General features: G+C 57.7%; 25 protein-coding genes and 4 pseudogenes. 11 read left to right on the top strand and 18 right to left on the bottom strand.

What is annotated here, in order from left to right:
* Positions 1-28: 28 nt before the first annotated feature.
* The 16 genes from nifT to B5E41_RS28015 form a co-directional block, all read right to left on the bottom strand.
* Positions 29-241 (bottom strand): putative nitrogen fixation protein NifT, encoded by a 213-nt coding sequence (gene nifT / locus B5E41_RS28090; RefSeq protein WP_007636888.1) that lies wholly within the window; start codon positions 239-241, stop codon positions 29-31.
* Positions 242-245: 4 nt separating this feature from the next.
* Complete coding sequence (locus B5E41_RS28085) at positions 246-563, bottom strand: nitrogen fixation protein NifZ (RefSeq protein ID WP_088396959.1); 318 nt, start codon at positions 561-563, stop codon at positions 246-248.
* Positions 564-639: 76 nt separating this feature from the next.
* Positions 640-846: a 4Fe-4S binding protein gene (locus B5E41_RS28080; protein ID WP_082366400.1), complete on the bottom strand. Its 207-nt coding sequence runs from the start codon at positions 844-846 to the stop codon at positions 640-642.
* 34 nt (positions 847-880) lie between these two features.
* Positions 881-2,359, bottom strand: coding sequence for a nitrogenase cofactor biosynthesis protein NifB (nifB, locus tag B5E41_RS28075; RefSeq protein WP_088396958.1), 1,479 nt, complete (start codon positions 2,357-2,359; stop codon positions 881-883).
* A gap of 216 nt (positions 2,360-2,575) precedes the next feature.
* Complete coding sequence (gene nifA / locus B5E41_RS28070; RefSeq protein ID WP_088396957.1) at positions 2,576-4,258, bottom strand: nif-specific transcriptional activator NifA; 1,683 nt, start codon at positions 4,256-4,258, stop codon at positions 2,576-2,578.
* 220 nt (positions 4,259-4,478) lie between these two features.
* Positions 4,479-4,778 (bottom strand): ferredoxin family protein, encoded by a 300-nt coding sequence (locus B5E41_RS28065; RefSeq protein WP_007636883.1) that lies wholly within the window; start codon positions 4,776-4,778, stop codon positions 4,479-4,481.
* Positions 4,779-4,790: 12 nt separating this feature from the next.
* A complete protein-coding gene (locus B5E41_RS28060) occupies positions 4,791-6,098 on the bottom strand; it encodes an FAD-binding protein (protein WP_088396956.1) in 1,308 nt (435 codons plus the stop codon).
* A 9-nt stretch (positions 6,099-6,107) separates the two neighbouring features.
* Positions 6,108-7,217, bottom strand: a complete 1,110-nt coding sequence (locus tag B5E41_RS28055) for an electron transfer flavoprotein subunit alpha/FixB family protein (RefSeq protein WP_088396955.1) — start codon at positions 7,215-7,217, stop codon at positions 6,108-6,110.
* 15 nt (positions 7,218-7,232) lie between these two features.
* Positions 7,233-8,084, bottom strand: coding sequence for an electron transfer flavoprotein subunit beta/FixA family protein (locus B5E41_RS28050; protein WP_088396954.1), 852 nt, complete (start codon positions 8,082-8,084; stop codon positions 7,233-7,235).
* Between the two features lie 176 nt (positions 8,085-8,260).
* Entirely contained in the window at positions 8,261-8,644 is a 384-nt protein-coding gene (gene nifW / locus B5E41_RS28045) for a nitrogenase stabilizing/protective protein NifW (RefSeq protein ID WP_007636875.1), read from the bottom strand.
* Complete coding sequence (locus B5E41_RS31470; protein ID WP_141098819.1) at positions 8,625-8,978, bottom strand: hypothetical protein; 354 nt, start codon at positions 8,976-8,978, stop codon at positions 8,625-8,627. The genes nifW and B5E41_RS31470 overlap by 20 nt, the downstream gene beginning before the upstream one ends.
* Before the next feature lie 14 nt (positions 8,979-8,992).
* The gene (gene nifS, locus B5E41_RS28040; RefSeq protein WP_088396953.1) at positions 8,993-10,189 is read right to left on the bottom strand and encodes a cysteine desulfurase NifS; all 1,197 of its coding nucleotides are present in this window, start codon (positions 10,187-10,189) and stop codon (positions 8,993-8,995) included.
* The gene (locus B5E41_RS28035) at positions 10,186-11,127 is read right to left on the bottom strand and encodes a nitrogen fixation protein (protein WP_088396952.1); all 942 of its coding nucleotides are present in this window, start codon (positions 11,125-11,127) and stop codon (positions 10,186-10,188) included. The genes nifS and B5E41_RS28035 overlap by 4 nt, the downstream gene beginning before the upstream one ends.
* A 23-nt stretch (positions 11,128-11,150) precedes the next feature.
* On the bottom strand, positions 11,151-11,468 hold the full coding sequence (locus B5E41_RS28030; RefSeq protein WP_007636868.1) for a HesB/IscA family protein: 318 nt from the start codon (positions 11,466-11,468) through the stop codon (positions 11,151-11,153).
* Between the two features lie 525 nt (positions 11,469-11,993).
* Positions 11,994-13,448: an RNA polymerase factor sigma-54 gene (gene rpoN / locus B5E41_RS28020; protein WP_088396951.1), complete on the bottom strand. Its 1,455-nt coding sequence runs from the start codon at positions 13,446-13,448 to the stop codon at positions 11,994-11,996.
* Between the two features lie 74 nt (positions 13,449-13,522).
* The gene (locus B5E41_RS28015) at positions 13,523-14,062 is read right to left on the bottom strand and encodes a peroxiredoxin (protein WP_037080445.1); all 540 of its coding nucleotides are present in this window, start codon (positions 14,060-14,062) and stop codon (positions 13,523-13,525) included.
* Positions 14,063-14,609: 547 nt separating this feature from the next.
* Between B5E41_RS28015 and B5E41_RS32490 the strand changes: the two are divergent.
* A pseudogene (locus B5E41_RS32490) lies at positions 14,610-14,877 on the top strand (cobyrinate a,c-diamide synthase); the annotation flags it as partial.
* A pseudogene (locus B5E41_RS28005) lies at positions 14,871-14,960 on the top strand (L,D-transpeptidase); the annotation flags it as partial. The pseudogenes B5E41_RS32490 and B5E41_RS28005, both read left to right, overlap by 7 nt.
* On the opposite strand, the gene B5E41_RS28000 reads toward B5E41_RS28005, so the two are convergent.
* A complete protein-coding gene (locus B5E41_RS28000) occupies positions 14,950-15,672 on the bottom strand; it encodes a Crp/Fnr family transcriptional regulator (RefSeq protein WP_088396950.1) in 723 nt (240 codons plus the stop codon). The pseudogene B5E41_RS28005 and the gene B5E41_RS28000 overlap by 11 nt on opposite strands.
* 1,093 nt (positions 15,673-16,765) lie before the next feature.
* On the opposite strand from B5E41_RS28000, the gene B5E41_RS27995 reads away from it, so the two are divergent.
* The 3 genes from B5E41_RS27995 (at position 16,766) to B5E41_RS27985 (ending at position 18,976) form a co-directional block, all read left to right on the top strand.
* Positions 16,766-17,944 carry a cytochrome P450 gene (locus B5E41_RS27995; RefSeq protein ID WP_176439507.1) on the top strand — a complete coding sequence of 393 codons (1,179 nt, stop codon included), beginning with the start codon at positions 16,766-16,768 and terminating at the stop codon, positions 17,942-17,944.
* Between the two features lie 20 nt (positions 17,945-17,964).
* Positions 17,965-18,219, top strand: a complete 255-nt coding sequence (locus tag B5E41_RS27990) for a ferredoxin (RefSeq protein WP_007636857.1) — start codon at positions 17,965-17,967, stop codon at positions 18,217-18,219.
* Between the two features lie 229 nt (positions 18,220-18,448).
* Entirely contained in the window at positions 18,449-18,976 is a 528-nt protein-coding gene (locus B5E41_RS27985; protein ID WP_088396948.1) for a nuclear transport factor 2 family protein, read from the top strand.
* Between the two features lie 37 nt (positions 18,977-19,013).
* Here the strand turns inward: B5E41_RS27985 and B5E41_RS32855 are convergent, their stop codons facing one another.
* Positions 19,014-19,535 (bottom strand): hypothetical protein, encoded by a 522-nt coding sequence (locus tag B5E41_RS32855; RefSeq protein ID WP_245303169.1) that lies wholly within the window; start codon positions 19,533-19,535, stop codon positions 19,014-19,016.
* Between the two features lie 32 nt (positions 19,536-19,567).
* Here B5E41_RS32855 and B5E41_RS32850 point away from each other — a divergent pair.
* The 6 genes and pseudogenes from B5E41_RS32850 to nifH all read left to right on the top strand — a co-directional run.
* Positions 19,568-19,666: pseudogene (locus B5E41_RS32850) on the top strand (hypothetical protein); the annotation flags it as partial.
* Positions 19,667-19,739: 73 nt separating this feature from the next.
* Positions 19,740-20,048, top strand: a complete 309-nt coding sequence (locus tag B5E41_RS32845; protein WP_210191827.1) for an SDR family oxidoreductase — start codon at positions 19,740-19,742, stop codon at positions 20,046-20,048.
* A complete protein-coding gene (locus B5E41_RS32840; RefSeq protein ID WP_425350147.1) occupies positions 19,985-20,122 on the top strand; it encodes an SDR family oxidoreductase in 138 nt (45 codons plus the stop codon). Before B5E41_RS32845 ends, B5E41_RS32840 begins: the two co-directional genes overlap by 64 nt.
* A 104-nt stretch (positions 20,123-20,226) precedes the next feature.
* Positions 20,227-21,464 (top strand): annotated as a pseudogene (locus tag B5E41_RS27975) (LLM class flavin-dependent oxidoreductase).
* Between the two features lie 1,335 nt (positions 21,465-22,799).
* Entirely contained in the window at positions 22,800-22,940 is a 141-nt protein-coding gene (locus tag B5E41_RS32725; RefSeq protein ID WP_342588090.1) for a hypothetical protein, read from the top strand.
* A 949-nt stretch (positions 22,941-23,889) separates the two neighbouring features.
* On the top strand, positions 23,890-24,661 hold a 772-nt coding region (nifH, locus tag B5E41_RS27965), incomplete at its 3' end, for a nitrogenase iron protein (protein WP_088396972.1).

Raw genomic sequence — 24,661 nt, 5'->3', positions numbered from 1 at the left:
CTGGTTTCTCTTGTCTGTCATTGCAGCATCAGTCCTCGTCAGGAATCTTCCTTGCTTGGACGGTGATCGGCAGAGGCGTATCCCGCGATAGCTTGGGCAGGACGAGCCTCCAGCCGTTCCTGAGTGTGACCGTGCCGCCCCACAAGTCATCAGTCTCGACGTCTACGATCGGCTCTTCGAGATCTTTCTTTGGTACGTAAGCCGACAAGCCGGCGCTCGTTCTGCGAATCATTATCTTCATGTCGCTATTCCTTCGTTGGGGGCCCCGCGATTTCAGCAGCGCCGCGAGCAGCGGCGTTGTCTAGGCTCGTCAGTTCACGCGCACGCATGCCGACGATAGTGCCATGTTCGACCCATTCGACGGCATAGATGTAAAACTGCTGGAGAAAGGTGCCGATGTCGCGCACATAGCCTTCGTCGCCCTTCCGCACCAAATTTTCGCCGATGTTTTTGCCAGCATAGGTGCCGTCATTCTTTACGTGAAGTCTGGCCCTCACCCGCTCGCCGGGTATAAATCGTGGAGGCTTGTGGATTTCGACCTCCTGTTCACGTCCAAGGCCCATCGGCGTTCCTCCTTCTGGGAGCTGCAGGATGTCATTGCAGGCGGCTTCTCCGCAGGAGCCCCGACCATGCTGAAGGTCAAATCGCAGGTGCGGCGGCGACGCAGGTCTTCGGCACGGGACAAACCTCCGCGCATTGCTGCGTTTCAAAGGTGCCCTTGCATTCGGTGCATTTTTCCGCGTCGATAACGTAGATCTCTCCTTTGAACCTGATCGCGCCGGAGGGGCATTCGAACTCGCAGGCACCGCACTGGGTGCATTGGGACGCTATGATCCTGAAGGCCATTTTAAAACTCCTGAAGATGTTGGATTAAGAGCGCTCACGCCGTCGCCGCTTGTGGTTCGACGCCAAACTTGGCGGCGTAAAGGGTGCCGATGGCGGTCTCGATGTAGTCATAGCAATAAGCATCCGTTGCCCGAACCCCGGCCTCCGTGAGCCGATTCTTAGGGCACTCCCCGATCTTGGCGCATAGCACGACGTCAATGCCCTCCAGCGCAGTTATGATGGCGTCGAGGGTGGCTTCCTCGCCCATGCCTCCGAGGCAATACTGTTCAATCCTGCGATGCCCGACGTAGGTGATGCCTCTCGACGTAGCTTCGTATACTTGGAATTCCTTCGCATGGCCGAAGTGCTCGTTGATGCGACCGCCACCCTTTGTCGCGACCGCGACGTGGAGGGACCCGTCGCCGGCTGCTTTGACTGTCTCGATTGCCTCGCTCTTGGCGGTCGCGTGATCGCCGCGTTCGCGCGCGACCACTTCCCGATAGGCCTCGCGCTTATGGGCGTCATAGGTGATCTCTTCGGGAATCTGGTCGAGTGCGAACTCCTGGCCGCGATCATCCCCAAGCAGGCCGACGGCGTCGGCCCTGCACTGCCGACAATGGCGCATCAGCTTTGCGCCGCCTTCGAGACGATCCTGGAGCGCCTTCAATTCGAGCGCCCGCGGGCCGCGCTGTCCCGTCAAGCCGTAGTAGGTGCCATGGGCCGGATCGGAAATAAGCGGCATGACGTTGTGCAGGAACGCCCCCCGCTCCTTGACCCATTTGTTTACCTCGACCAGGTGTTCGTCGTTGACGCCAGGGATCATCACCGAATTGACCTTAGTGAGGATGCCGCGCGCGGTCAGCATCTCCAGGCCCAACATCTGCCGCTCGTGCAGGATTCTGGCGCCTTCGATGCCGGTGTAACGACGGTTGTGGTAAAAGATCCAGGGATAGATCTTTGCGCCGATTTCAGGGTCAACCATGTTGATCGTGATTGTCACATGATCGACATTCATGTCGACAAGTTCGACGACGTGATCCGGCAGCGCAAGCCCGTTGGTGGAGATGCACAGCTTGATGTCGTGGATCTCGCCCGCGACTCGTTCGAACGTTTCCTTTGTCTTCTTCCAGTCGTAACAGGCATCGCCCGGTCCGGCGACACCCAGCACGGAAAGCTGCGGCACTTCGTTGGCGACGGCAATGACCTTGCGCCGCGCTTGGTCTGGCGTCAACTTTTCCGAGACTACCCCAGGCCGGCTTTCGTTGGCGCAGTCATATTTACGGTTGCAATAGTTGCACTGGATATTGCAGGCTGGTGCGACCGCGACATGCATGCGCGCGAAATAATGGTGAGCTTCTTCTGAATAGCAGGGGTGGTTTTTGATCTTCGCCCAGATAGCCTGGTCCATGTCGGCCGGCTTAGTGGACACGCCACATGACGAGGATGTGCAGCCACTCGGTTTCGCGGTCACCAGCAATTGATCCGAGGATGTCGTGCTGGTCACACTCTCAAGCGAAATCATCGGTGCGGACATTGAATGCTCCGTTGCTAGTTGACGTCGCGTTTCAAAACGCAAAAGCCATGCCATCCCAAGCATTGGATTTCGCTTCAATAATTTGCTTATTGTTGTTCGATTCCGACCGTGTTCTGACACAGATTTGTCGAGCTTTCGACAGTCGACAAAGGAGTTGGCCGAAGCCATAAAACCAGGCATTGAAAATGCGAGAAGGTCCAAAAGTCACTTGGACGCTTAAAGCTTTTTCACCTCGATGCGATGCTGGCGTAAAGCATAGCCGACCTGACGTGGCGTAAGGCCGAGGATACGAGCCGCCTTGGCCTGAACCCACCCGGCCTTTTCCATCGCCTCGATCAGCCGGTCCCGTTGCGTGAGGCGCGACTCCATTGCGGGACAACCGGAACCGTTCGGATCACAGGCCTTGACGGAAGACACCTCGTCCGACGCACCGACGTTCCCGCTCGAGCGCGGCGATGCAGCCGGCATCACATTGCTCCGGGCACGCCCATCGATGGTATTGCCGCTGGGCGACCCGTCGGTTCCTTTCCAGAGGAGCGACGAAAGGCACTGACTGTTCTTGCAGGCAAAATCAGACGAAACGATCGAGCTTGAACGTGCAAGGGTAGCAGTCCTTCGCACGCAGTTTTCGAGTTCCCGGACGTTGCCTGGGAAATAGCATTGCGACATCACCTCGATCGCCGACGGCGAAAACGTAAGCTCGCTTTCGTTCTCCTTGTTGAATCGGTCAAGAAGAGCTTTCGCAAGGCGTGGAATATCGCCGGGTCGCTCTCGAAGCGGCGGCAGGACAATTGGAACTACGCTGATGCGGTAATACAGGTCGGCCCTGAATTCGGCGTTTGCAACAGCCATTTCGAGGTTTTTATTCGTGGCGCATATGAGCCGGACGTCGACCGCAAGCGTCTTGGTCCCGCCCACTCGCTCCAGCTCGCCTTCCTGCAGGACGCGCAGCAGCTTGGCTTGAAAGGCGGGCGAAATCTCGCCAATCTCGTCAAGCAGAAGCGTTCCGCCATTTGCCAGTTCGAAGCGTCCGGCACGCTGCGCGATGGCCCCGGTGAAAGCGCCCTTTTCATGCCCAAACAACTCCGATTCCAGGACGCCTTCAGGCAGCGCGGCGCAGTTCAATTTGACGAACGGCTTGTTTCTACGAGGGGAAAGCTCATGGATCGCCTGAGCAAAAAATTCCTTGCCGGTGCCGCTTTCGCCCCGCAGAAGCACGGTGGAATTCGTCCTTGCCACCACCGAGACGGTTTCAACCACCTGCTGGAGAGCCGGGCTATCCCCGACAATCCCGTCGATTTTGACGGGTGGATGTCGGCCCGGGGCGCCCCTTTGCGTGTTGATCGGCTTCTCCGGTCTCTCTTGTTCGCCGATAAGTCGCCGACTCTCCAGGTTCAGGAAGCGATGAAGCCGGATCGTCCGGCTGACCAGATTGGCGACCATGGTCAGAAAGCGAACGTCCTCGTCGGCGGGGAAGGGGGCGGCGTCGTTCCTGACGCGATCGACCGATATTGTGCCAATTATTTTGTTATCGGCTTTTACCGGAACGCCAACAAAAGAAATCGGGACGGTGCCGCTGCTCCAAGGCGGTTGCGGATCAGCCTGAAACAATTCGGACTTGCCAACATCCTTTACGATAAAGGGCATACCGGTTGTCACGATATGGTCGATTACGGCCTTCGGTATAACGCCTCGAGCGGCTAATTGAGAGGATGGGGGGATGTCGCCAGTTGCGGCAATCTCGGGATGACCTCCAGCGTCCAGAACAACGATTGCTCCCTGTCGAATCTGCAGAAAGGAAGAGAGGATGTTCACGACGTTGGCAAGCGTGATCTCTAGCCGGGCGGGGGCAGTTAGGACCTTTGATATCTGGTAGATTCCGCTGCCCGCTTGGCGCATGGGTCCAGCAGGTAGCGCAGATAGGGGCTCCACTCCATCGACCGATCGCGCGGGCATGTGGGTCATTATATGGCCTTGGGTTGTCTAACGTTTCTTATAACCCCTGCTTGCATGTATTTATAGTAATTTCTAATGCCAATCCGCAACGCGCACCTCTGCAAGTTTCCGATGCGCCTGTCTGCAAACCCAAGTTGGTTCTGAGTCGTTGAGTTGCAAACCTTTATCCGAACTTGAAGAGAACGCCGAAACCGCCTCTCGGATAGTTCCACTCGATATCTCCACTTGCCTCACAGAGTACGCGGCACGTGCCGCACTCCATGCACCCGTCGGCGATGACCTCCACTTGGCCCTGGTCATTCAATTCGTAGCACTTGGCCGGACAGACACCTGTCAGGGCATACAGATTTACGCTCGGCCACTCGTGTGGACGCACCCGAATATGCGGACGTCCGGCATCGACCACATATCGATTTTGGTAAAGCTTGTCCTCTACGCGTATGTTCGTCACTGCAACCGTCATCTCATCTTTCCTTTATCGCCACGCGCGCGCCAAGCGGACCGCATCACCAAACAGCCCCCAGCGCGAGCGTGCCTTGATGAAGGTGGCCGTGGTCGCCCGTTCCTTGTCGATCTTCGGGGTGCCGTCCACTCGCACAAAGTTCTGTGCGGCCTGCGACAGCAATTTTGGATAAGTCGTGAAGAAATTGCGGGAATTGGTGTGCAGCAGGGCAGGCATGTCCTTGTACTTCCGCAAGTCTTTGATGACGAATGAATTGTCAAGCATCGACTTGTAAAGGGAGAGGTGCTCCTTGTCCATCGGCTTCTTGCGGTTCTTGATCTGGACGATTGCTTCGCCGGCGATGCGCCCCGACGTCATGGCGAGGTTGGACCCCTCGCGGTGCACCGCATTATTAAGCTGTGCCGCGTCGCCGACGACGACCCAGCCGTCACCAAAAAGCTGCGGAATTGCCTTGTAACCACCTTCTGGAATGAGATGAGCCGCATATTCCTTGACTTCCGATCCTGCGATCAGCGGCTTGACCGAGGGATGGGTTTTGAATTTTTCGAGCAGGTCATAAGGACTTTCCATTGTTGCCGCGAATTCGGAGACAAGGCAGCCAATCCCGATCGAGATCGATTCTTTGTTGGTGTAGAGGAAGGCAAGCCCGGCCATGTTGCGAGAGATCGTGCCAACTGCCTCGATGACGCAGCCTTCATTGGCCTTGAGGCCGAACCGCTGGTCAATCACCTCTTCGGCCAGGAAATGCATTTCCTTGACGGCGAGCGCGACAGTTTCCGGCTTTGGCGTGTCACGCAACCCAGCCCGCGTGCCGAGCAGTCCATTGACGCCCTCTGCGAGAACGACCACGTCAGCAAGGATCACGTCGCCGGCGCGGTCGGTGCGAACGCCAATCACCCTGCCCTTTGGATCACGAACGAGTTCCGTCACGGTCGTCTCGCATAGAAGAGTAGCTCCGGCCTCGCGCACCTTGCGTGAAAACCATTTGTCGAATTGGGCGCGAATGACCGTGTAGCGATTGGGTCTTGACTCGTTGAAGTCGTCCGACCGGTATTGCATACCGATGTGGGATGAGTCGTCCATCATCCAGAAGCGCTGCTCGACCAAGTGCCGCTCCAGTGGCGCATCATCCCGGAAGTCCGGCAGGATTTTCTCCAGCATGTCCGCGTACATGATGGCGCCCTGCACATTCTTGGAGCCCGGATACTCGCCGCGCTCCAATTGCAGCACCTTCATGCCGCGGCTCGACATCGTGTAAGCAGCTGCGTTTCCGGCCATGCCGGCCCCGATAACTATGGCGTCGAAGTTTTCCTCGGTCATGGGGCGCCCTCAGTTTGCAAGCTTATCGCGACTGTGCGGCGACAGTCGATGGGTGAATAGTTCCGTCAATGACGGCAGTAGACGGATCGCATCGGTGACCACGCCAAGGTGAGCGAAATCAAAAATCGGCGCGTTAGGATCGGTGTTAATGGCTAAAATAAGATCAGCTCCCTCGACGCCAACGCGATGCTGGATGGCGCCGGAAATGCCGGCCGCTATGTAGAGCTTCGGCCGGATAGTTTTGCCAGTTTGGCCGATCTGCCGATCAGCAGGCATCCAGCCCTTTTGGACGAGGGGGCGCGAACAGCCATAATCGGCCCCGATCGTCCGCGCGAGTTTCTTCATAAGCTTCACGTTCTCCACCGCGCCGAGACCGAGGCCTCCAGCAACCACGACATCCGCATAGGCGAGATTCGCCGTCTCCGACTGACCATCAGACAAGAAACCGAGGACCTTAGTGACGATCTCTTCCTCGATCATCGACACTTTGTGTCGAATGACGCGTCCGATCTTATTATTTCCGCGCGGCGGCATGGCCATGACCCTCGGCCGAACCGTTGCCATCTGCGGCCGGCAGTTGAGCGTGTAGATCGTGCACAGCAAGGAGCCGCCGAAAGTCGGCCGGGTCGCCGCAAGCGAGCCGTCCGCATCCACATCAAGTTCGGTGCAATCCGCCGTGAGCCCTGTCAACAAGGTCGTCGCCACGGAACCGGCAAGGTCGCGCCCGAGCGTCGTTGCCCCTAAAAGAAGGATTTCCGGTTTGTAGTTAGTAACCAGATCCGTCAATGCTTTGGTGAAGGGCTCGTTTCGATAGTCGGCGAGCAGTGGGGCCTCGATGAGGTAGGCAAGGTCGGCGCCATATGCAAAAGCCTCGGCGACGGCAAACCACGTGGCCTCTTCCGGCGGTCCGAGAACGACGCCGGCAAGCTGGACGCCCAGCTTGTCGGCGAGTTTGCGGCCTTCGCCGAGCAGCTCGAAGGAGACGGGATGGACTTGGTCGCGCTCCAGCTCGATGAAGACCCAAACGTGCCGATGGTCCTTAAACTGTTCGGGCAGCTCTTTCTTCATGGCGGCACGGCCAACGGCTGGAGGAGGGCTCTCTCGATTCGTGCTCAACATCGTCGCTCCTTGCCTTTACGCTTCGCCGTCAAAGGCGAGTTCGCTTTCGAGCGCCGGCTGGCGCAAAAAGATCCCAGCGATCAACTCCTCCGCGAGATCGCGCGGCGTTTTTTCCGCGGTATCGATCTGCTCCGCCTTTTTCGGCCGCTCAGGAGGGGCAAAGACCCTCTTAACGACGGTTGGCGAGCCACGCAGGCCGCACTTGGTGAGGTCCTCTATGCCAGCGTCGGCCGCATTCCACTTCACGATCTGGCTGCGCGCGGCCCGTAGCGCGTCATCGAGCGAGCCGCGGCGGATTTCGTTTGTGCCTTCGAGCATTGTAATCAGGCAAGGGAGCTTGCTCAACAGCGTCTGCGTGCCCCCTTCCGAGCGGCGCTCCACCGTAATCTCGCGCCCATTGATGTCGACAGAGACGATTTTCGCCACGTAGGTGAGCTGCAGGAGGTCCAGGCGCTTGGCGATGCCAGGCCCAACCTGGGCGGTATCGCCGTCGATGGTCTGTTTGCCCGTAAAGACGATATCGGGCGTACCGAAGGCCTCTCCGATCTTCGCGATGGCTTGCGAAAGAGCAAACGAGGTTGCCAGAGTGTCGGAGCCGGCAAAATGACGGTCGGTCAAGAGTACGGCGCGGTCGGCGCCGTAAGTGAGCGCCTTGCGCAACGCGTCCTCTGCCATGGGCGGCCCCATGGTGAGCACGGTCACCTCGCCTCCATGGCGGTCGCGCAACTGGAGTGCCTCCTCAAGGGCGAACAGATCATAGGGGTTGATGATGGTTGGCACCCCCTGACGCATGATTGTGTTCGTCACCGGATGCACTCGTATTTGTGCGGAGTCCGGTACCTGTTTGATACAGATAACTATGTGCATGGCGGTTTCTTACTCCCTCCCTCTATGGGTGGCCGGCTTGTCAGTACATATGCTTGCGTGCATCATTCGTGCCAACCGTTTGGCATTCGCTATCCCCTTGAAACGGCTTTAATTCCGGCGTTGCTAGCATATGACTGAATTGTAGGCTTCCCGACATTGTCGTGTCGCAACCGTGCTCATTCCTTTTCGAACGGCTTCAGGAAGGAGTCCAACGGGATAATGGTGCGGCCGGGTGTGACAGGTCTGTCCGGATTGTGGTCCCTGAGCACCTTGAAGACCCGGTGCGTGAGCGGCGCGGAGGTGGCGAAATCACAGTAGGCCCTTTCCAGTATGGCACGGGCACGAGCAGCGATTACCTGGTCAGGGAGATGGGAGAAGTCCTCTGCCGCGAGGTATTGGCCCATACGCTTCATGATATGGAGTCGTGAGACATCGAGAACCTTCGGGTCATAGCGGACCCCGAGGGCTGCGAAGAACTCCTCCGCAGCTGAGAGACATTTCAGCCGATTGAGGATATCCTCGACATTGATGGGACTGCTGTCAGCGGAGCAACGGCACATAAGATTTCCCCTTGTCGTGAGCGGTGATCTCGAGACCGTTCTCCCGTAGCTTAAACTGCAACATACGGAATGCGCGGTTCGACGCGGTTTCCCGCAAGGCAGTCGCGTTGCTACTGGAATCGGCATAGGCTGGTGGTCGAAATCGATCCACCGATGGTGTCGAGAGATCCAATAAGATGATGTGGCGCGGGACGCCCTCATGAACACGCATTGGCGGTGAACCGGCGATCTGTGTGACTGAACGAGCCCCAGCTTTTCTCTGATCGTTCATACGATGCCGGTGAAGGTTCGCCGTAATGCAGGTCGTATCGGTGAGAAGGAATTGCCGTTTCATGAGCGTGCCTGCTACTACTCCCCTGAACGAACCCGGCTGCTCGTGTCGGCCACGTGGCCGGAACGGGATTGGCTCCGCAGCTTCTCAACGATGCCAGGTAAAACTTCGAGCACCCGGTCGACATCCTCCTCACAGTTATCGCGCGAGAACGAGAAGCGGATTGTTCCGTGCGCCACGGCATGAGGGATGTCCATTGCCCTCAAGACATGGCTCGGCTCCGGCGAACCGGAGGAGCAGGCAGACCCGGAAGAGCAGGCGATGCCATAGCGATTGAGAAGAAGGAGCATACTGTCGCCTTCGACACGTTGAAAGGCGATGTTCGCCGTGTTTGGCAACCTCTTAAGCCGATCGCCGGTTACGAAGGCGCCTGGAACACGCTGGACGATGCCGTTCTCCAATCGATCTCGGAGCGACCTTAATCGGGTCGTCTCGTCGTCCATTGATTTCAAGGCGAGTTCGGCAGCCTTGCCTAAACCTACAATCCCGGCCGTATTTTCTGTCCCTGCGCGTCGGTCGCGCTCCTGATGACCTCCCTTGACCAGTGAGGAGAAAGATACGCCCCGTCTAAGATAGAGTGCGCCGATTCCTTTTGGTCCATGGAATTTGTGTCCGGACAACGACAGCATGTCGATTGCAGTAGGTTGGAGGTTCATTGGAACCTTACCGACCGCCTGGACCGCGTCCGTGTGGAAAAGTGCACCGATCCTCTTGGCCATGTCGGCAAGCTTAGCGACCGGAAAAATGGTTCCCGTCTCGTTGTTCGCCCACATGATCGAAACAATCGCTACGCGATGAGTGAGGGCGTTCTCGTAGGCGTCAAGATCGAGACGTCCATGCCGATCCACTGGGATCCTGTGTACCTTCACGCCGCGCGTCTTCTCCAGATGGCCGCAGAGTGTCAGCACCGCTGAATGCTCGACTGCGGAGGTCACGATCTCTGTGCGCTCAGGCATCACCTCCAGCGCCGAAATGATTGCTGTATTGTCGCTTTCCGTCCCCCCCGAGGTGAACACGATCTCATGATCGAACTCGGCGCCGATCAGCGCTTGCAATTGCCGGCGCGCCTTCCTCACCGCCTCGCGGATGGAGGAGCCAAAAGCGTGTGCCGACGAAGGGTTTCCAAACTGATCCGCAAAGAACGGCAGCATGGCTTCAACCACTTCAGGATCGACCCTGGTCGTTGCATTATTGTCGAGATAGATCGCTCTCATGGGTCAATCTCGACTGAGGGGACGCGGTGATAATGCTTCAGCGTCTTGTACATGCTGTTGTTTGCTGGCCTCGGGCAGCCAGCGCGGGCTGGAAGGCGCGTCGCGCGATCTCGTTGGCGTCGATAATGTCGCATCGCCGCTATCAGCAGAAAGGGAGGAACGCTTTGCGCTCGCGCCGTTTCCAATGGCTGGATTCGCCGCGGCGGCTTAACTAGGTGGGTCGTCAGCCTAGCTTGTCGCTGAGAACTGAACTGTTGCAGGCGGCGGCGATTTTTTGCTCCTGCCCGACGCGATTGTCGGCTACAACATCGAGTTCGACCCTGCCAACTTCTCAAGGCCTCAGATTTCTGTTGTGGCGGTCTGATGGTCTTCTTCTGCCGGAACGAGGCTTTCGACGACCAGTACTGTATAAACCCCTGACACGTCTTCGACGGCTTGGACGAGTGTCGTCCGGCTACAGCCAAACCTAGCGAAGTGAGCGACTTGGTCATGGAATCGAGCTTCTTGACACGCACGCTTCTTCGCTCACCCTTCATCGGCACGGAACTGTTTGAAGATGGGGCGTCACCTTCGTGATCCTTGCCCGGATGTCCGCCACGAAATTTTGCTGCCTCAGGATAATCCGTGGATGAGCAGACGTTTTTCTCCGGCAGCAAACAGTCTAAAAAGCCTGCTGTCTCCTGACGGACGGTCCGAGGCGCTTTATCAGCGGGCTTTCGGGTTATGAGTTCGGCCAGCGCTGACGAGGAGGCGGTTGCTGGGTGGCAACGCAAGGACGACGGTGTCACCGTAAACGCTTCCACCTTTGGGTCGACTCCGATGATCAATTCAGGCCCTCTACCATCGGCTGCCCCGGTCTCAATGACGGGATTTTCCTGCATGCCGTCGTTCTTCTGATCGAACAAGGAAATCATGACCGTTTCGCTATAATTCCACATGGGCTCTCTCCCTTTCCCGGTGATCAGCCGAAAGATTTGCCGCATGTGCACTTTTGTTGCGCATTGGGATTGTCGAAGACAAAACCGGAGGATTCGGGCCCCGTCACAAAGTCGATCGTCATGCCGTTGATGTGTGCTTGGGAGCCGGCGTCAACGAACACCTTGACCCCATCTGTTTCGATCACCGCGTCGCCCTGGCCCTGGACACTCTCCAGCCCCACCAGGTATTTGTAGCCGGCGCACCCACCTGCCTCGACCGCGATGCGAAAGCCTTCCGCCTGCTCGGCTCGGGAAAGCGCGACGTTCATGATGGCAGCGGCATTCTCTGTGAGCTTGATCATGGGATGATTCCTTTCTGTTCGATGGCGCATTTCGGATTACCGTGCATGCACCGTGCCAAGCGGTGAGGAAGACCAAGAGCTCCACCGGCCCGTGTGTTGTATTCCTGCGTCGTCGAACATCGGACATCCCGAAAAAGCGTCAACTCCAGAACGTCTGCCCGCGTCTCTCCGTTTGTCATTTCCGGTTGAGGCTCTCGTTGCCGCCGCACCGAAATTTTAGCGGTTCGGCGGAAAATGAATGGGAGCCGACAACTACTTTCAGATTTGTCGATTGCGCGACATCAAAATTCGGCACGAGCTTCGTGATTAACCACTTAGCCGCCAAAGCGCTTGAGCTATGGAGCAGACATCTAGTCTTTTCTAGAATTTCTTAAGCAGCCGGCACAACTTTTGAAGCTCCCCGTGACGAGGCTGCGGTCGCCAGCCCATATCAAATCGATCTATGGAGAAGGACCAGAGCATGATGTCACATGTGCCTCAGGTTTGCGGATTGTGGGAAGGGCGTGACCCATGGTACGAAGGCCGTTATCCCTCCGCGGCCGCTAGTACAAACCGTTTCTCCCGCCGGCGTTGCGCGGACGAGGGGATGTTCATCGCCTCGCGATATTTGGCGACTGTGCGGCGAGCAATGTCGACGCCAGTTTCCTTGAGCCTCGCAACGATGCCATCGTCGGACAGCACATTATCGAGCGTTTCTGCGGCAATAATTGACCTAATCTGATGGCGCACAGCTTCGGCCGAGTGCGCGTCACCGCCTTGTGAGGAGGGGATCGCAACTGTGAAAAAATATTTGAGTTCGAACACGCCGCGGGGCGTGAGAATATATTTGTTCGACGTCACCCGACTTACAGTGGACTCGTGCATGTCGATCGCGTCAGCGATGGTCTTAAGATTGAGAGGCCGAAGATGGGCAATGCCATCTTCCAGAAAGACATCCTGGTGGCGCACGATTTCGGTCGCCACCTTGAGGATTGTCGTGGCGCGCTGATCGAGACTCCGAACCAACCAGCTCGCGTTCTGGAAGCATTCGTTGAGGAACGACTGATCTTTCGAACTTTGGGCGGTTAGGCGAGTAACTTGCGCAAAATAGGTTTGGTTGATCAGTACCTTGGGCAGAACCTCCCGATTAAGCTCGACTTGCCATCCGCCCCCTGGCGAGGGCAGGACAAAGACGTCGGGTATGATGGATTCCGACCCTGCAGACTGGAACTGGTTCCCAGGCTTTGGGTCAAGGGCACGGATTTCGTTCAACATATCGAGAAGATCGTCTTCATCGACCCGGCAACGTCGCTTCAGTGCTCGAAAGTCGCGTCGCGCCAGTAACTCGAGATTTGCGACCAGAGCTGCCATGGCCGGGTCGAACCGGTCTCGCTGGCGCAGCTGAATCTCGAGGCATTCGCTCAGACTTCGCGCAAAAATGCCCGGTGGGTCAAATAGCTGCAAAGCCTCAAGAACCAGTTTCACTCTAGCCTCAGGGCTATTTAGCCTCTCTGCTAGCTCCAGAAGGTTCACTTGCAGATACCCGGTGTCATCCAGATGATCGGCAAGCGCGCCAGCAATCAGCCGCTCCTGGGGTGTGAAGGCGGTGAGGGCGATCTGATGGGCGACATGTTCGTGCAATGTCTCAGTCGAGGCGGCGAACTCATCCAGAGAAGGCCTTTCCCCCGGCGAAAGGTTGCCTGTGTCGCGGATTGATTTCCAGGGACTCGACAGCTCAGGCATGTCCGTCCTGGCCGGCCCATCAACGTGGTCTTCGCGCGCGCTGATATTTTGATTATCCGCCACAGTCGGCGATACGTCGCCAGAAGCCCCGCTGTCATTCGACGCCAGGTCGAGAAATGGGTTCTTCTCGATTTCCTGTTCCACGAATTGATTCAGTTCGGTGTGCGCCAGCTGCAGCATGCGAATAGACTCGATGAGCTGGGGTGTAATAACCAGCGATTGCTGCTGACGCTGATGAAGGCTTGTAAAGGACTTCATGGTTCGAGCAAACTCCTATCGTTCGGCGCAGGTGTGCGCGACAAGTGGTAGCTGCTGGCCGTTGGCTTCTCTGCTCATGCGAAGGCTGGGGTCTTGAGGCATTTCAAAATGTTTTGCGGTGAAGAGACGCCATACGGATCGGTTGCGCAGTTGTCGCCAAAGCCTTCCTCCTCGAACCACTCCTCCACGACGCCATTATTGATCACGGCAGCGTAGCGCCAGGAGCGCAGACCGAATCCGAGATTGTCCTTGGCGACGAGCATACCCATTTTGCGAGTGAATTCTCCCGAGCCGTCCGGGATAAGCTTGACATTTTTCAGCCCCTGGGCCTTGCCCCAAGCATTCATGACGAAGGCATCGTTGACGGAGAGACAGTAGATTTCGTCAATGCCCTTCTTCTTAAACTCGACATAGAGACTTTCGAAATCGGGCAGTTGGAAAGTGGAGCAGGTGGGGGTGAAGGCGCCTGGCAGGGAAAAAAGGATTACCCGCTTACCGCTGAAATAGTCGTCGGTTGTCTTGTCTTCCCAGCGGTAGGGGTTGGGACCGGATATAGACTCGTCGCGAACCCGCGTGCGAAAGGTGACAATAGGGACCTGCTTTTCCATGGTCATCAATGAAGCTCCTCTAGGAAGATTTATGTGCGGCCTCTCGGTCACGGCTAACAAATCCGACCTCGGCCCACACGCCGGGGGAGCAAGCGTCATGCCATTTGACCTGAAGGAACTGGACTTGCGGTCAGCACAGAGCCTTCGTCGCCGTATTCGAGCGCTTGCTTATGCGGGCAAGGTGAATTGTGAAGCCTTTGTCCCGCGCTGACGGCAGGGCGCTGTGTTGGCTACTTCCGACCGCATCTCGATCAGGGTCTCTGCCGCCTACCAGAACTTTAGCATGCTGCCCGCCGATCCGGTCGCGGCGGGAAACGAAGCCGGCGCGGGTCACGGTGTTTGAGGTTCTGCTCGTGCGTATGTCTACCCGCGCACCTTTTCTTGTCTGAAACGGGACAAGAATGTTTGAGGCCCGACAAAAAGGGGTCGCCAGGCTCGGACCGTGCATCGAAAATGGTGAAACGCGAACGGTGCATAGGCACGCGACTTGCTCCGATGATTTCGTCACGCAGACGGCGATGGCCAATATCGCAGGGCGCGGCGTGAAGAACTCGCAGCCGCCAATATCGATCGGCTGATGCCGATCGGCACCCGGGTCGCCGTGGCGCGCGATGTAGTCTTTGGCCTACGAGCATATGTTGCTCGGCTGGCGGCGCCGCGGGGCTGAGATTTTGCTCCTCTCACCGCTCGCTGGCGACGCCGGCCGCCGATGGCGATGCCATCTACCTGCCCGGCGGCTATCCCGAGTTGCAAGCCGGCGGCTCCGGGACTAAAAGTTTTGTGCCGGAATGCTCGATGTGGCGGCGCGCGGCACGTCCGTCTGCATCCCGACAATGCGGCCCAGTTCTTTACACTGGCGCGCCAAGCCGGCCCTGCCAATATGCGGGTGGTAATTACCCGCTGATTTTCTTTGCGAGCGCATCCATGTCGGGCACGGTGATATGCCGGATGTTCTCGATGCGGATGACGCCGCTTTTGCGCAGCCGGGTCAGCTGGCGGCTGACGGTTTCGATCGTCAGCCCGAGGAAATCGGCGATTTCGGCGCGCGATAGCGACAGGTCGAAGGCGGTGCTCGTCGCCGTCGCCGTCTCGGCGTGGGCGGCAATGAGGTGGAGCAGGCTTGCGACCTTCTCCTCGGCGGTCCGCCGGCCGAGCGTCAGCATCCATTCGCGCGCGGCATCCAGCTCGATCAGCGCCTGAGCGTGCAGGCTACGCTGCAATTCCCTGGTCTCCAATATCATGCGTTCGAGCAAATTGCGGGGGAACACGCAGATCTCCGCGTCGGTCGCGGCCTCGGCCGACAGCGTGCTTTCACGCACGAAGGGCCGGCCGACGAAATCGGGGGCGAATTGCAGGCCAACGATCTGCTGGCGCCCGTCCGGCATCACCTTGCAGAGCTTCACCACGCCGCGCATGATGTTCGAATAGAAAGAGTTTTCCGACCCTTGTGCGATGATCTCGCAGCCCGCATCGACCTTGCGGCGCAGCGAGTGGCGGCCGAGTTCGATAAGCTGGCCAGCCGACAAGGCGCCGCAAACGACGCCGTGCCGCGCCTGGCAGGAACGGCAAGCGACGGAAGTGCCAATCTCGAGTACCTCACTGCGTGCGACGTCCATGTCCTGATCCCTTCGAAAACCGCATATGCCGGGCATGCCGAGACGACTACGCGGTCGTTGCGACTTCGGCTATCCCGATTTCTTCCAGCGCGTCTTTGATGCCTATCAATTTCATTGGGATTGCGATTTGATCCAGATCAAGTCTTCATACCTACGCTCTTGCCGTGCGAGGCAGGGCCGTTTGTGCATTTTATTCGGACGGCATCTTCGCCCCGCCGGCTGAGCGGGCTTTCTGCGGCATCGCCTCCCGTTTCGGCTGACGGCAAAGGCCACCATTCCATTGCTGTTGGGCAACACCAAATCGGCAAATTGCCGCCGCGATGTCCTCTCAGGGTGGCGTCGTCGGGGCTGGTAGAACTGATATCCTAGGACAGAGGAGTTGCACGCGTCGAGCTGTTCCCCGGAATTCGGCCGCTTAGCTCGATGCCGCAATTCAAAGCTACCACACCCTCAAGCTATCCCACTGCATCGCTGTACATCAGCGCATCGTTATGCGTCGCGCTGCAGGTCTCTGACTGCCGGCTGTGGTGGCTGGAAAATTAGTCGCGCTTGAATAATGGCATCCGACACCTGATGTCGGATTTTGTTAGATACGCGACACGGGCCTGAGCAGCCAATCTTTGTTCTGGCTCAAGCTAAATAGCTGGGAAAGCAATCAAAAAACTTTTTGCCGGCCAAATCAATCAAATTGGCACGAACCTTGGAAGTTCTTGCGGGGCGGCAAGAGCTGTCGGCCGGTACTCATTCTTTGGTGGCCGCCATGGAGCGAATGAAATCAAAATGTATGTTTTGCTTAGATCTCATTCTACCGGAAGAGAGGAAGCCCGTGAAATTCCGATGCCGATCGGCAAGGCGGGCGAGGCATCTAAGAATTTCGACTTCGGCCAAAACCCAGCGTAAATTTCGAGCCGCACGACGATCTGATCGCTGCATCGCATGTTATCGGCGCGTCACGCTGCGGAAGTTGGTAGTCTGGCGCTCCACGATTTTTCTCGTTTCCTCTGCGAGGAAAATTCGTTTTCGGCGAAGGGTCTTTGACGGCAGGAGAAAAGCAGTGGTTACCATTCGGGTTCCAGAACATGTCCCTCCCGAAATGGTGAAGGACTTCAGCCTGTTCACGTCGCCCGGCATGGAGCGCATGCCAAACGGGGATCCGCACGCAGCTGTCGCTTGCCTCCATAATGGGCCGCGGATCTTTTATTCTCCCTGCAATACGCGCGATGGACGGGGTACTTGGGTCATTACGCGCGCCCAGGACCAACGCAAATTGCTGCAGGACACGGGAACCTTTTCCAGCCATCGGAGCCTTTTCGCCTCGGCGCTTGGCGAAAACTGGCCGTTGATCCCGCTTGAACTCGACCCACCGGCTCACAGCGTGTTTCGCTCGCTACTCAATCCGCTGCTTTCGCCCAAGCGGATAATGGAGCTTGAACCGGCTGTCCGCGATCGGGCGATTGCGCTGATTTCCAAGATTTCCGCGTCGAGCACAAGCTGCGACGTCTTGACGGACTTCGCCTTTCCTTTTGCGGTTAGTATCTTCCTCCGTTTGCTCGGCTTATCCGATGAGCGCCTCGAGACGTTTGTGGGCTGGGGAAGGGACCTGCTCCACGGCGACGGCATCAGACGAACGGCAGCCGCCCGGACGATTCTGGCGTTCATCGATGAACTTGCAGCCATGCGCCGCAAACAACCGGCCGACGATTTCATGACCTTCGTCGTGCAGGCAAAGGTCGATGGCCGCGCGTTGAGAGACGAGGAAATCCATGGTATTGGCGTGCTCCTATTCGTCGCCGGACTGGACACGGTCGCAACGGCGATAGGGTTTGACCTCGCCTATCTCGCGCGCAATCCCAAAGAACAGGAATTGCTGCGGAGTAAACCGCATCGAATCGTGCTCGCAGCCGAAGAATTGCTTCGCGCCTATTCGACCGTGCAGATGATCCGTGTGGCAACGAAAGATATCAATTTCGAAGGCGCGCCGATCCGTAAGGGGGACTTCGTTTCCTGCGCCACAATGATTGCCAATCGTGATCCGGCGGAATTCGAGCATCCGAACACGATCGATTTGGCACGAGAAGACAATCGCCACACCGCTTTTGCGTACGGTCCCCATCGTTGTCTTGGATCACACCTTGCCCGGCAGGAGATCGTCATCGCCCTGGAGGAGTGGCTGTCCCGCATTCCTGACTTCCGTATCAAGGATGGTACCGCGCCCATCACCTATGGTGGCCACGTGTTTGGAATGGAGAATCTGATCCTGGACTGGTCCTGATAATTGAGAGGACGAAAGACATGGAGTACCGCATGCGCATCATAGTACACACTGCCAAATGCCAAGGTCATGCAAGATGTTGGGCCCAAGCGCCCGAAATATTCAATCTTGACGACGAGGGATACATACTCCCCGGTGCAATCGATGTTGAGGAGAAGGACGAATTGTTCGCATCGCGAGGCGCTCGATCCTGCCCCGAACGTGCGCTGGAGATAGATTGCACTTCCGATGCGTTGCTTGATCGCCTTTTGTTCAACCAACATTGTGGGGGTTGAAACGCAACGTAACTGGTGCATGACGGCGCCGTCGCTGTCCGAACACCTTACCCGCAGCTCTCCCAGTGGTGTCTACTTCTAGGGCAGTTGTTTACATGCATGCCTAAGCAGAGAGAGGGTTTTTCCTTACGTCAGCCGAGCAGTTGAAAGCTGGCTGCGTCACTGGTTGGACAAGCGCCCCCGATATCAGATGTGCGATAAGCGATGAAACACAAAAAAAATTACCGAATTGCTCGACCGCGAGGCGATCCGCGACTGCCTCTATCGCTATTGCCGCGGGATAGACCGCGCCGATGAAGGGGCGCTGCGCAGTTCCTACTGGCCCGATGCACGTGACAATCACGGGGCCTATTCCGGTTCGGCCGAGGGCTTCATTGAGCTCGCCCTCGGTGTCTTCAAGACGGGACCGCGCAACATCCATCAAATCACGAACATTCTGATTGAGTTCAGCAGCCCGGAAAAAGCCGCCGTCGAAAGTTACTTCGCCGCACTGCAACGCGCACCGGACAAGGCCGGAACGCTAAGTCAGGCCCTGATCTGCGGCCGCTATTGCGATCTGTTCCTGAAAAAGGGAGGGGATTGGAGAATTGCCGAACGGACGGTGGTCTATGATCTGGTCGAGGAGCAGATCTTGGCCGCGGCATCCGAGACTGAGCAGTTCGGCCGCCGGCAGCCGATCGGAGCATCAGGTCCCGATGACCCCGTCTACGCATTTAGGAAGACTGCATTCCTTCAAGAGGATGAAGATGAGGCTTGATCGATCAGGATTCATGCCTCGAGATCGTCAACGTTTGTCAGGGAGCTTTTATCTCATGAAACAAGCCGGACGTATCGTCATCATCACAGGCGCTGCGGGCGGGATAGGCCGTGCCCTGGTGGACACTCTTGCCGCAGGCGGGGATACGTACGCACGCCGATGGTTTCGGAACTTGAACGCGCGGGCAAGATAGACCTCGCCGCGGTGCGCAGCCGGGTGCCAATGGGTCGCGTGGCGCGTCCAGACGAAATTGCCCGAGCGGTGCGCTTTCTCGCCAGCGCGCAAGAGTTACATCACCGGGTCTGTGCTGATCGTCGACGGTGGCTGGAGATCTTTCAATCAACCGGGCGAGGCGCACCCGCCAGTGCCCGGGACGCCACGAGCCGAACTCTTCCCTCCTGCCGAGCACTCCACCGCGCGAATTGCGCTTGTCATGGGCGGGGCAGACTGCATAGGCGCTGCCGTTGTGCGCCGCTTTGCGGAAAACGGCGCGCTTGTAATTGCCGACAAAGATGGCGCTGCAGCGGCAGAGCTTGCCGGGTTCCTCGGTGGCAAGCATACGCGAGGTCCGTTGACGCCGTCGAAAGTGACGTGGTGGCGCTGTTCGAGGAATTGCGAAGGCACTTCGGCCGGCTAGGCGTCCTCGTCAATAATGCGGCCAACAATCATGTGTCAGAGGTCGAACAAATGCCGACAGAGATCGAGCCCGTACTTGATGTGAATCTCACCGGCGCCTTCACCTGCGCGCGAGGCGATCAAGGTAATGCGTCCGGGAAGCCTTATCTTAAATCTGGGACCGAACAACACATTACTGCCCTTTGCACCGCGCCACGCCTACGATGCTTCCGGAGCGGGCGTGGAAATCCTGACGCGATGCATGGCGGCCGAACTTGGTCCGCTTGGCATTCGCACAGCCACCGTCGCTCCTGGCTACATACACACGCCTGCCGTCGCGAACATGGAAAAGCTCGGCACGTCGATCCGAAAGCAATCAGGCGACGCATCCCGATGGGAAGGATGGGACGGCCGGAAGACGTCGCTGACGCAGCGTTCTTCCTTGCATCGTACGTGACCGGCTCTACCCTTTACGTTGACGGCGGGTGGAGCTCGGCCGGGGATGCGGCATTTGCCGGCAAACTTCATTAAAACATTTAGCGGAGGCTGCACAATGATCGTCGACTATCCACCAAACGGCCGGCTGCGGCTCCATCGGAGCCGACAATGTCGTAGGAGAGCAACTCCGGTGCACGATGCACCCAAAGCGCTCCCGATCGAGGCACTGCATTCATCGAGAAGCGAAACAGACGGACGCGTTCGAGCTTTCTGATTTTGCCCGTGTCGGCGAGCGGGGTGAGGAGCGGATAACCGACGCGCCACGTCTAGTTGGCGAACCCCGGTCGCTAATCTGCCGCAAAGGAATCATCATGGAATTTGCAACGTTCCTCCTGGCCGCGCGGCGCGGTTATCATCAATCGTCCGACGAGATCATCCGCAACTCCATCGAACAGGTAGTTCTTTCAGAGCAAGCTGGCTTCCAAACTGCATCGTTTGCCGAGCATCACTTCAACAATTACAGCCTGGTTCCGTCGCCCTTGATGATGGTGGCGCACTGCGCCGCCCTAACGAGCATCATTCGCCTCGGCACCGCCGTCTGTGTGTTGCCGCTCTATCAACCGCTTCGCCTGCTCTCCGAGATTGGATTGGCCGATATCGTTTCCAACGGCCGGCTCGAGCTCGGCGTCGGCTCTGGATACCAGCAGTTTGAGTTCGAGCGCTTCGGCCTCAATGTCGAAGAGGCGCCGGCTGTTTTTTCGGAATGTTTGGACATTCTTGTCAAGGGTCTCAATCAGAGATCTTCGAGCACGACGGACGGTTCGAAAAGATACCTCCGACAGCGATATCCGTCCGCTCGGTCCAGACGCCAATGCTGCCAATCTGGATCGCTACGGCGTCCGGAAACAGCATGGGGCGGGCCTATCGTGAGGGACACAATCTGTTGATCACAGCATTCCACGACGGTTTGGACAGTTTGAGCGTGCTGCGCGAACGCATCGAAGAAGCCGCAATTTCTAAAGGGAAGAATGTTTCGGACGCGAAGATATCACTGCTGCGCTGCTGCTATGCCAGCGATGAGGAGGCAGAGATCAACAGCTATCTCGATAATGCCCGCTTCCAACGGCGGCTTTCCGAAGTATTGCTTCTGCGCCGCCAGCAAAGCCTGGATGGCTATCTGCTGCATGAAACACCGACGCGGCAGGACCTCTCCTTCGAGACGATGCGCGAGAACCTGCCGATTGGTAGCGTCAATCGCGTCATCGATCGGCTACTGGAAGAGATAGATATCGTGAAACCAACCCAGATCGCAATCCAGACCCAAATGGGAGATTTCGACCAGAAGACGATGCTGCGGCAAATCGAGCTCTGGGGAGACAAGATCATCCCGGAGGTCAACAAATCGCTCGGGCATCGGCCTGACGTGGCAGAGTAACTGCTTTTTCGGCGGTGTGATCTGCGATCAAAATTACGAATGGATAACCGCAATAGATCCCCCCTCGAAGCTAAATGACCCTGAGATCCTTGTCTTCGACCCCAAGACATCGACCACAAAGGCCCTTTGCCTGGGCGCCCACCGATCGAAGAAACCTCTGGTCGGTCTTCGTGGGCCGGCCTACCGCTGCACCCGCAACACGCTTGGCACTCACTCTCGGCTGGCAGGTGTCCCGATTACCCGCTGCGGTCGACACGTCCGCCGTTTCCGGCGAGATGCGCCAAACAGCAGGGGAACAGGACGACGTTGCCTGCTGCCCAACGGCAGGGCCTAAAGGTCGTTCTCGGCTTATTCCCGTTGCGGCACGCCTAGAAGAGGAAATGTTGGACATCGCGTCAATCGAATCGAGAAATGCGGAAGTGCCGACCTCCGCTCGCGTTTGGCGGCGGACCGCGGTCGCGCATTGCAACTCGATTCCTGTAGGCTGCTCCCCCGCCGACTGTGTCATTCGCAGGCCGGCCGGCGCTATGGTCCCGACCAAACTGCATTTAATCGATTTCACGACATTCGTCATGCGCGGCTGCTCATTGTGAATTTCTCCAATGTTATAGATCAATTGCAAACAGCGAGGAGCCAGAACCGCCCGTCCTGCTTGCGCCTGCCTCAAGGTGCGCAAGTACCAGAACACCGCCGGAGCTGCTCGGAGTTTTCTCCCTCGTCTGCGGTTGATTGGCGCGCATGCGGCGCTGCCGATTTGTTGAAACGCGACGCGATATTGTTCGGGCGCTGTTGACGCAGTCGCATCTTAGGCCCTGAACAAATCGGAAATCTTTTTCTGAGGCTCTTTTCGCAGCTGGCACGATTTTTGGATCTCCCACATGCCGAGGGATTGGAGTTTTGTTTGTCAGCAATTGGCGCCGAGTCGACCGTAATGGTGAAGTGGGGCTTCATACGACCGTATGGGCCTCCCGAAGCCGCCTTTAAGGGATACTTCTAGACAAGCTGGAAAATCGCCAGCGATGGGTTGGGCCAATGAAAGGCTCGAAGAGGAGGAAAAGAGCATGAACGGCATTATGTTTCGGACCGTCCACCGCGGTTCTGCCATTGGCGAAGAAGACGCCAAACTGCAACAAGGGCGACGGTGTGTCTGTCCCGGCTGCAAATTCAGGTGCGATGTCGCCCCTCGTACCGAGTGAGGTCCCTCGTGCACTACTTTAAGCCGCTATTAAAGCGTTCTCATCAGGTGTTTGTAGCCGAGGACGGGAGTATCTGGTCGGGAAGGAATCCCGGAAATCAAGAAAGATCATCCAATCTCCTCCGCCTTGGGTCGCCGGTTTGGTTTCGAAACTGGACGGCGAGCATACACTACCAAGGATACTGAGCGAGCTTAAAGCAGAACGGTATGACGTCACCAAATGCGACGTTCACGATTTCGTCTCTGCCCTTGCTAGCTGTGGGCTCATTGAAGAGAGCTGAGCCACTTAAGTTGGAGACTGGGGGTCAATCGAGCAATGGTTGCCCCATGTCCGGCCGCAGCGTTGGAACTGGCTAAAAAGGGGTTTTTCATCAAGGGCGATCACGCAACGAGCGTTCGACGACATGATACTCGTCCTCGAATGCGGCCGTCGTCGGTCAAGCTGGTGACTCTAGCAAGCGCCAGAGTGGGTGTCGCAGATTCCTCACGGCGAACAAAAGCTTCAGCAGTTCGCAGTCAGTTGATCGAGTCCCTGTAGCCCGGGCGACCAGGCTTTGTTTGCTTCCAACGATTGCAAAGGAGCTGCCGTCGCTGCGGGGGGTGGTGAGCTTGAGCGGCGGTTTCTATTTGAAGAACTTTTGTCCACGCCGGCTGGGCAGCCGCGCAACACTTCGGCGCCATTCCTGAGCGGTTTGCTGCCGAGCAATATTGCCGAAAGTTTGTCGTTCCCTGGCGGGCTTACCGTTCGTGGGCGACCTGGCAGGGGCGGAAACTGCCCGATGATCAAGTCGCGAGGCGTCTTCCACTCAAGAAAGAAGCTCGGGCGCAGGACGGGCCTATTCAATACTGTTCGCGATTTGATCGCCCTCGACGTTTTGCGGGATCGAAAGCTTCACCATTTTTCGATTGGGAGCTGGGTGCGATTGTCTCCAGTTTTCGGAGCTTCGTTTGATCCTGCTGATAGTCGCGGTCGCGCTGCCGCGCGGTCGACCGAGCGGTGCAAGTGATGCCCTTACGACACCGTCTGTCGGCTTTGTCCGGTCGGCGACATTAGGGTTGGTTGGCCAGTTTCCTGTGCTGGCTCGGGCTAACTTCCTGAAACCCAACAAAAAGACCTTTGCTTCGGCTCGATCGGCCCACATGGCACGGGTTTTGAAGACTGCCCTGGGAGGCGGCGCGAGCTGCCGGCCTTTTACTCAGCGATGGATGGAACGAGAGAAGGAAGGCGATATGTCAGGTTTGCGTCAAATCGCATTTTACGGCAAAGGGGGGATCGGCAAGTCCACCACCTCCCAAAATACGCTCGCAGCGCTTGTCGACCTCGGGCAGAAGATCCTGATCGTCGGATGCGACCCGAAAGCTGACTCCACCCGGCTGATCCTGAACGCCAAAGCACAGGACACGGTTCTGCATCTGGCAGCCCAGGAAGGTTCGGTGGAAGATCTTGAGCTCGAGGACGTGCTCAAGGCCGGCTACAAGGGCATCAAGTGTGTGGAGTCCGGCGGTCCGGAACCGGGCGTCGGCTGCGCCGGGCGCGGCGTCATCACCTCGATCAATTTCCTCGAGGAGAACGGCGCTTATGACGATGTCGACTACGTCTCCTATGACGTGCTCGGCGATGTGGTGTGCGGTGGCTTCGCGATGCCGATCCGTGAGAACAAGGCCCAGGAGATCTACATCGTGATGTCCGGCGAGATGATGGCACTCTATGCCGCCAACAACATCGCCAAGGGCATCCTGAAATATGCCCATTCCGGCGGCGTGCGGCTCGGCGGCCTGATCTGTAACGAGCGCCAGACGGACCGCGAGCTCGACCTCTCCGAGGCGCTGGCTGCCAGGCTCAATTCCAAGCTCATCCACTTTGTGCCGCGTGACAACATCGTCCAGCACGCCGAGCTCAGGAAGATGACGGTGATCCAGTACGCGCCGGACTCCAAGCAGGCCGGGGAATATCGGGCGCTAGCCGAGAAGATCCATGCCAATTCGGGCCAAGGGACCATTC

Origin of the sequence: Rhizobium esperanzae (assembly GCF_002204185.1) — a bacterium.
GTDB lineage: Bacteria > Pseudomonadota > Alphaproteobacteria > Rhizobiales > Rhizobiaceae > Rhizobium > Rhizobium esperanzae.
The sequence above is the reverse complement of the archived record's forward strand: the minus strand, read 5'-3'. Positions and strand labels throughout refer to the sequence as shown.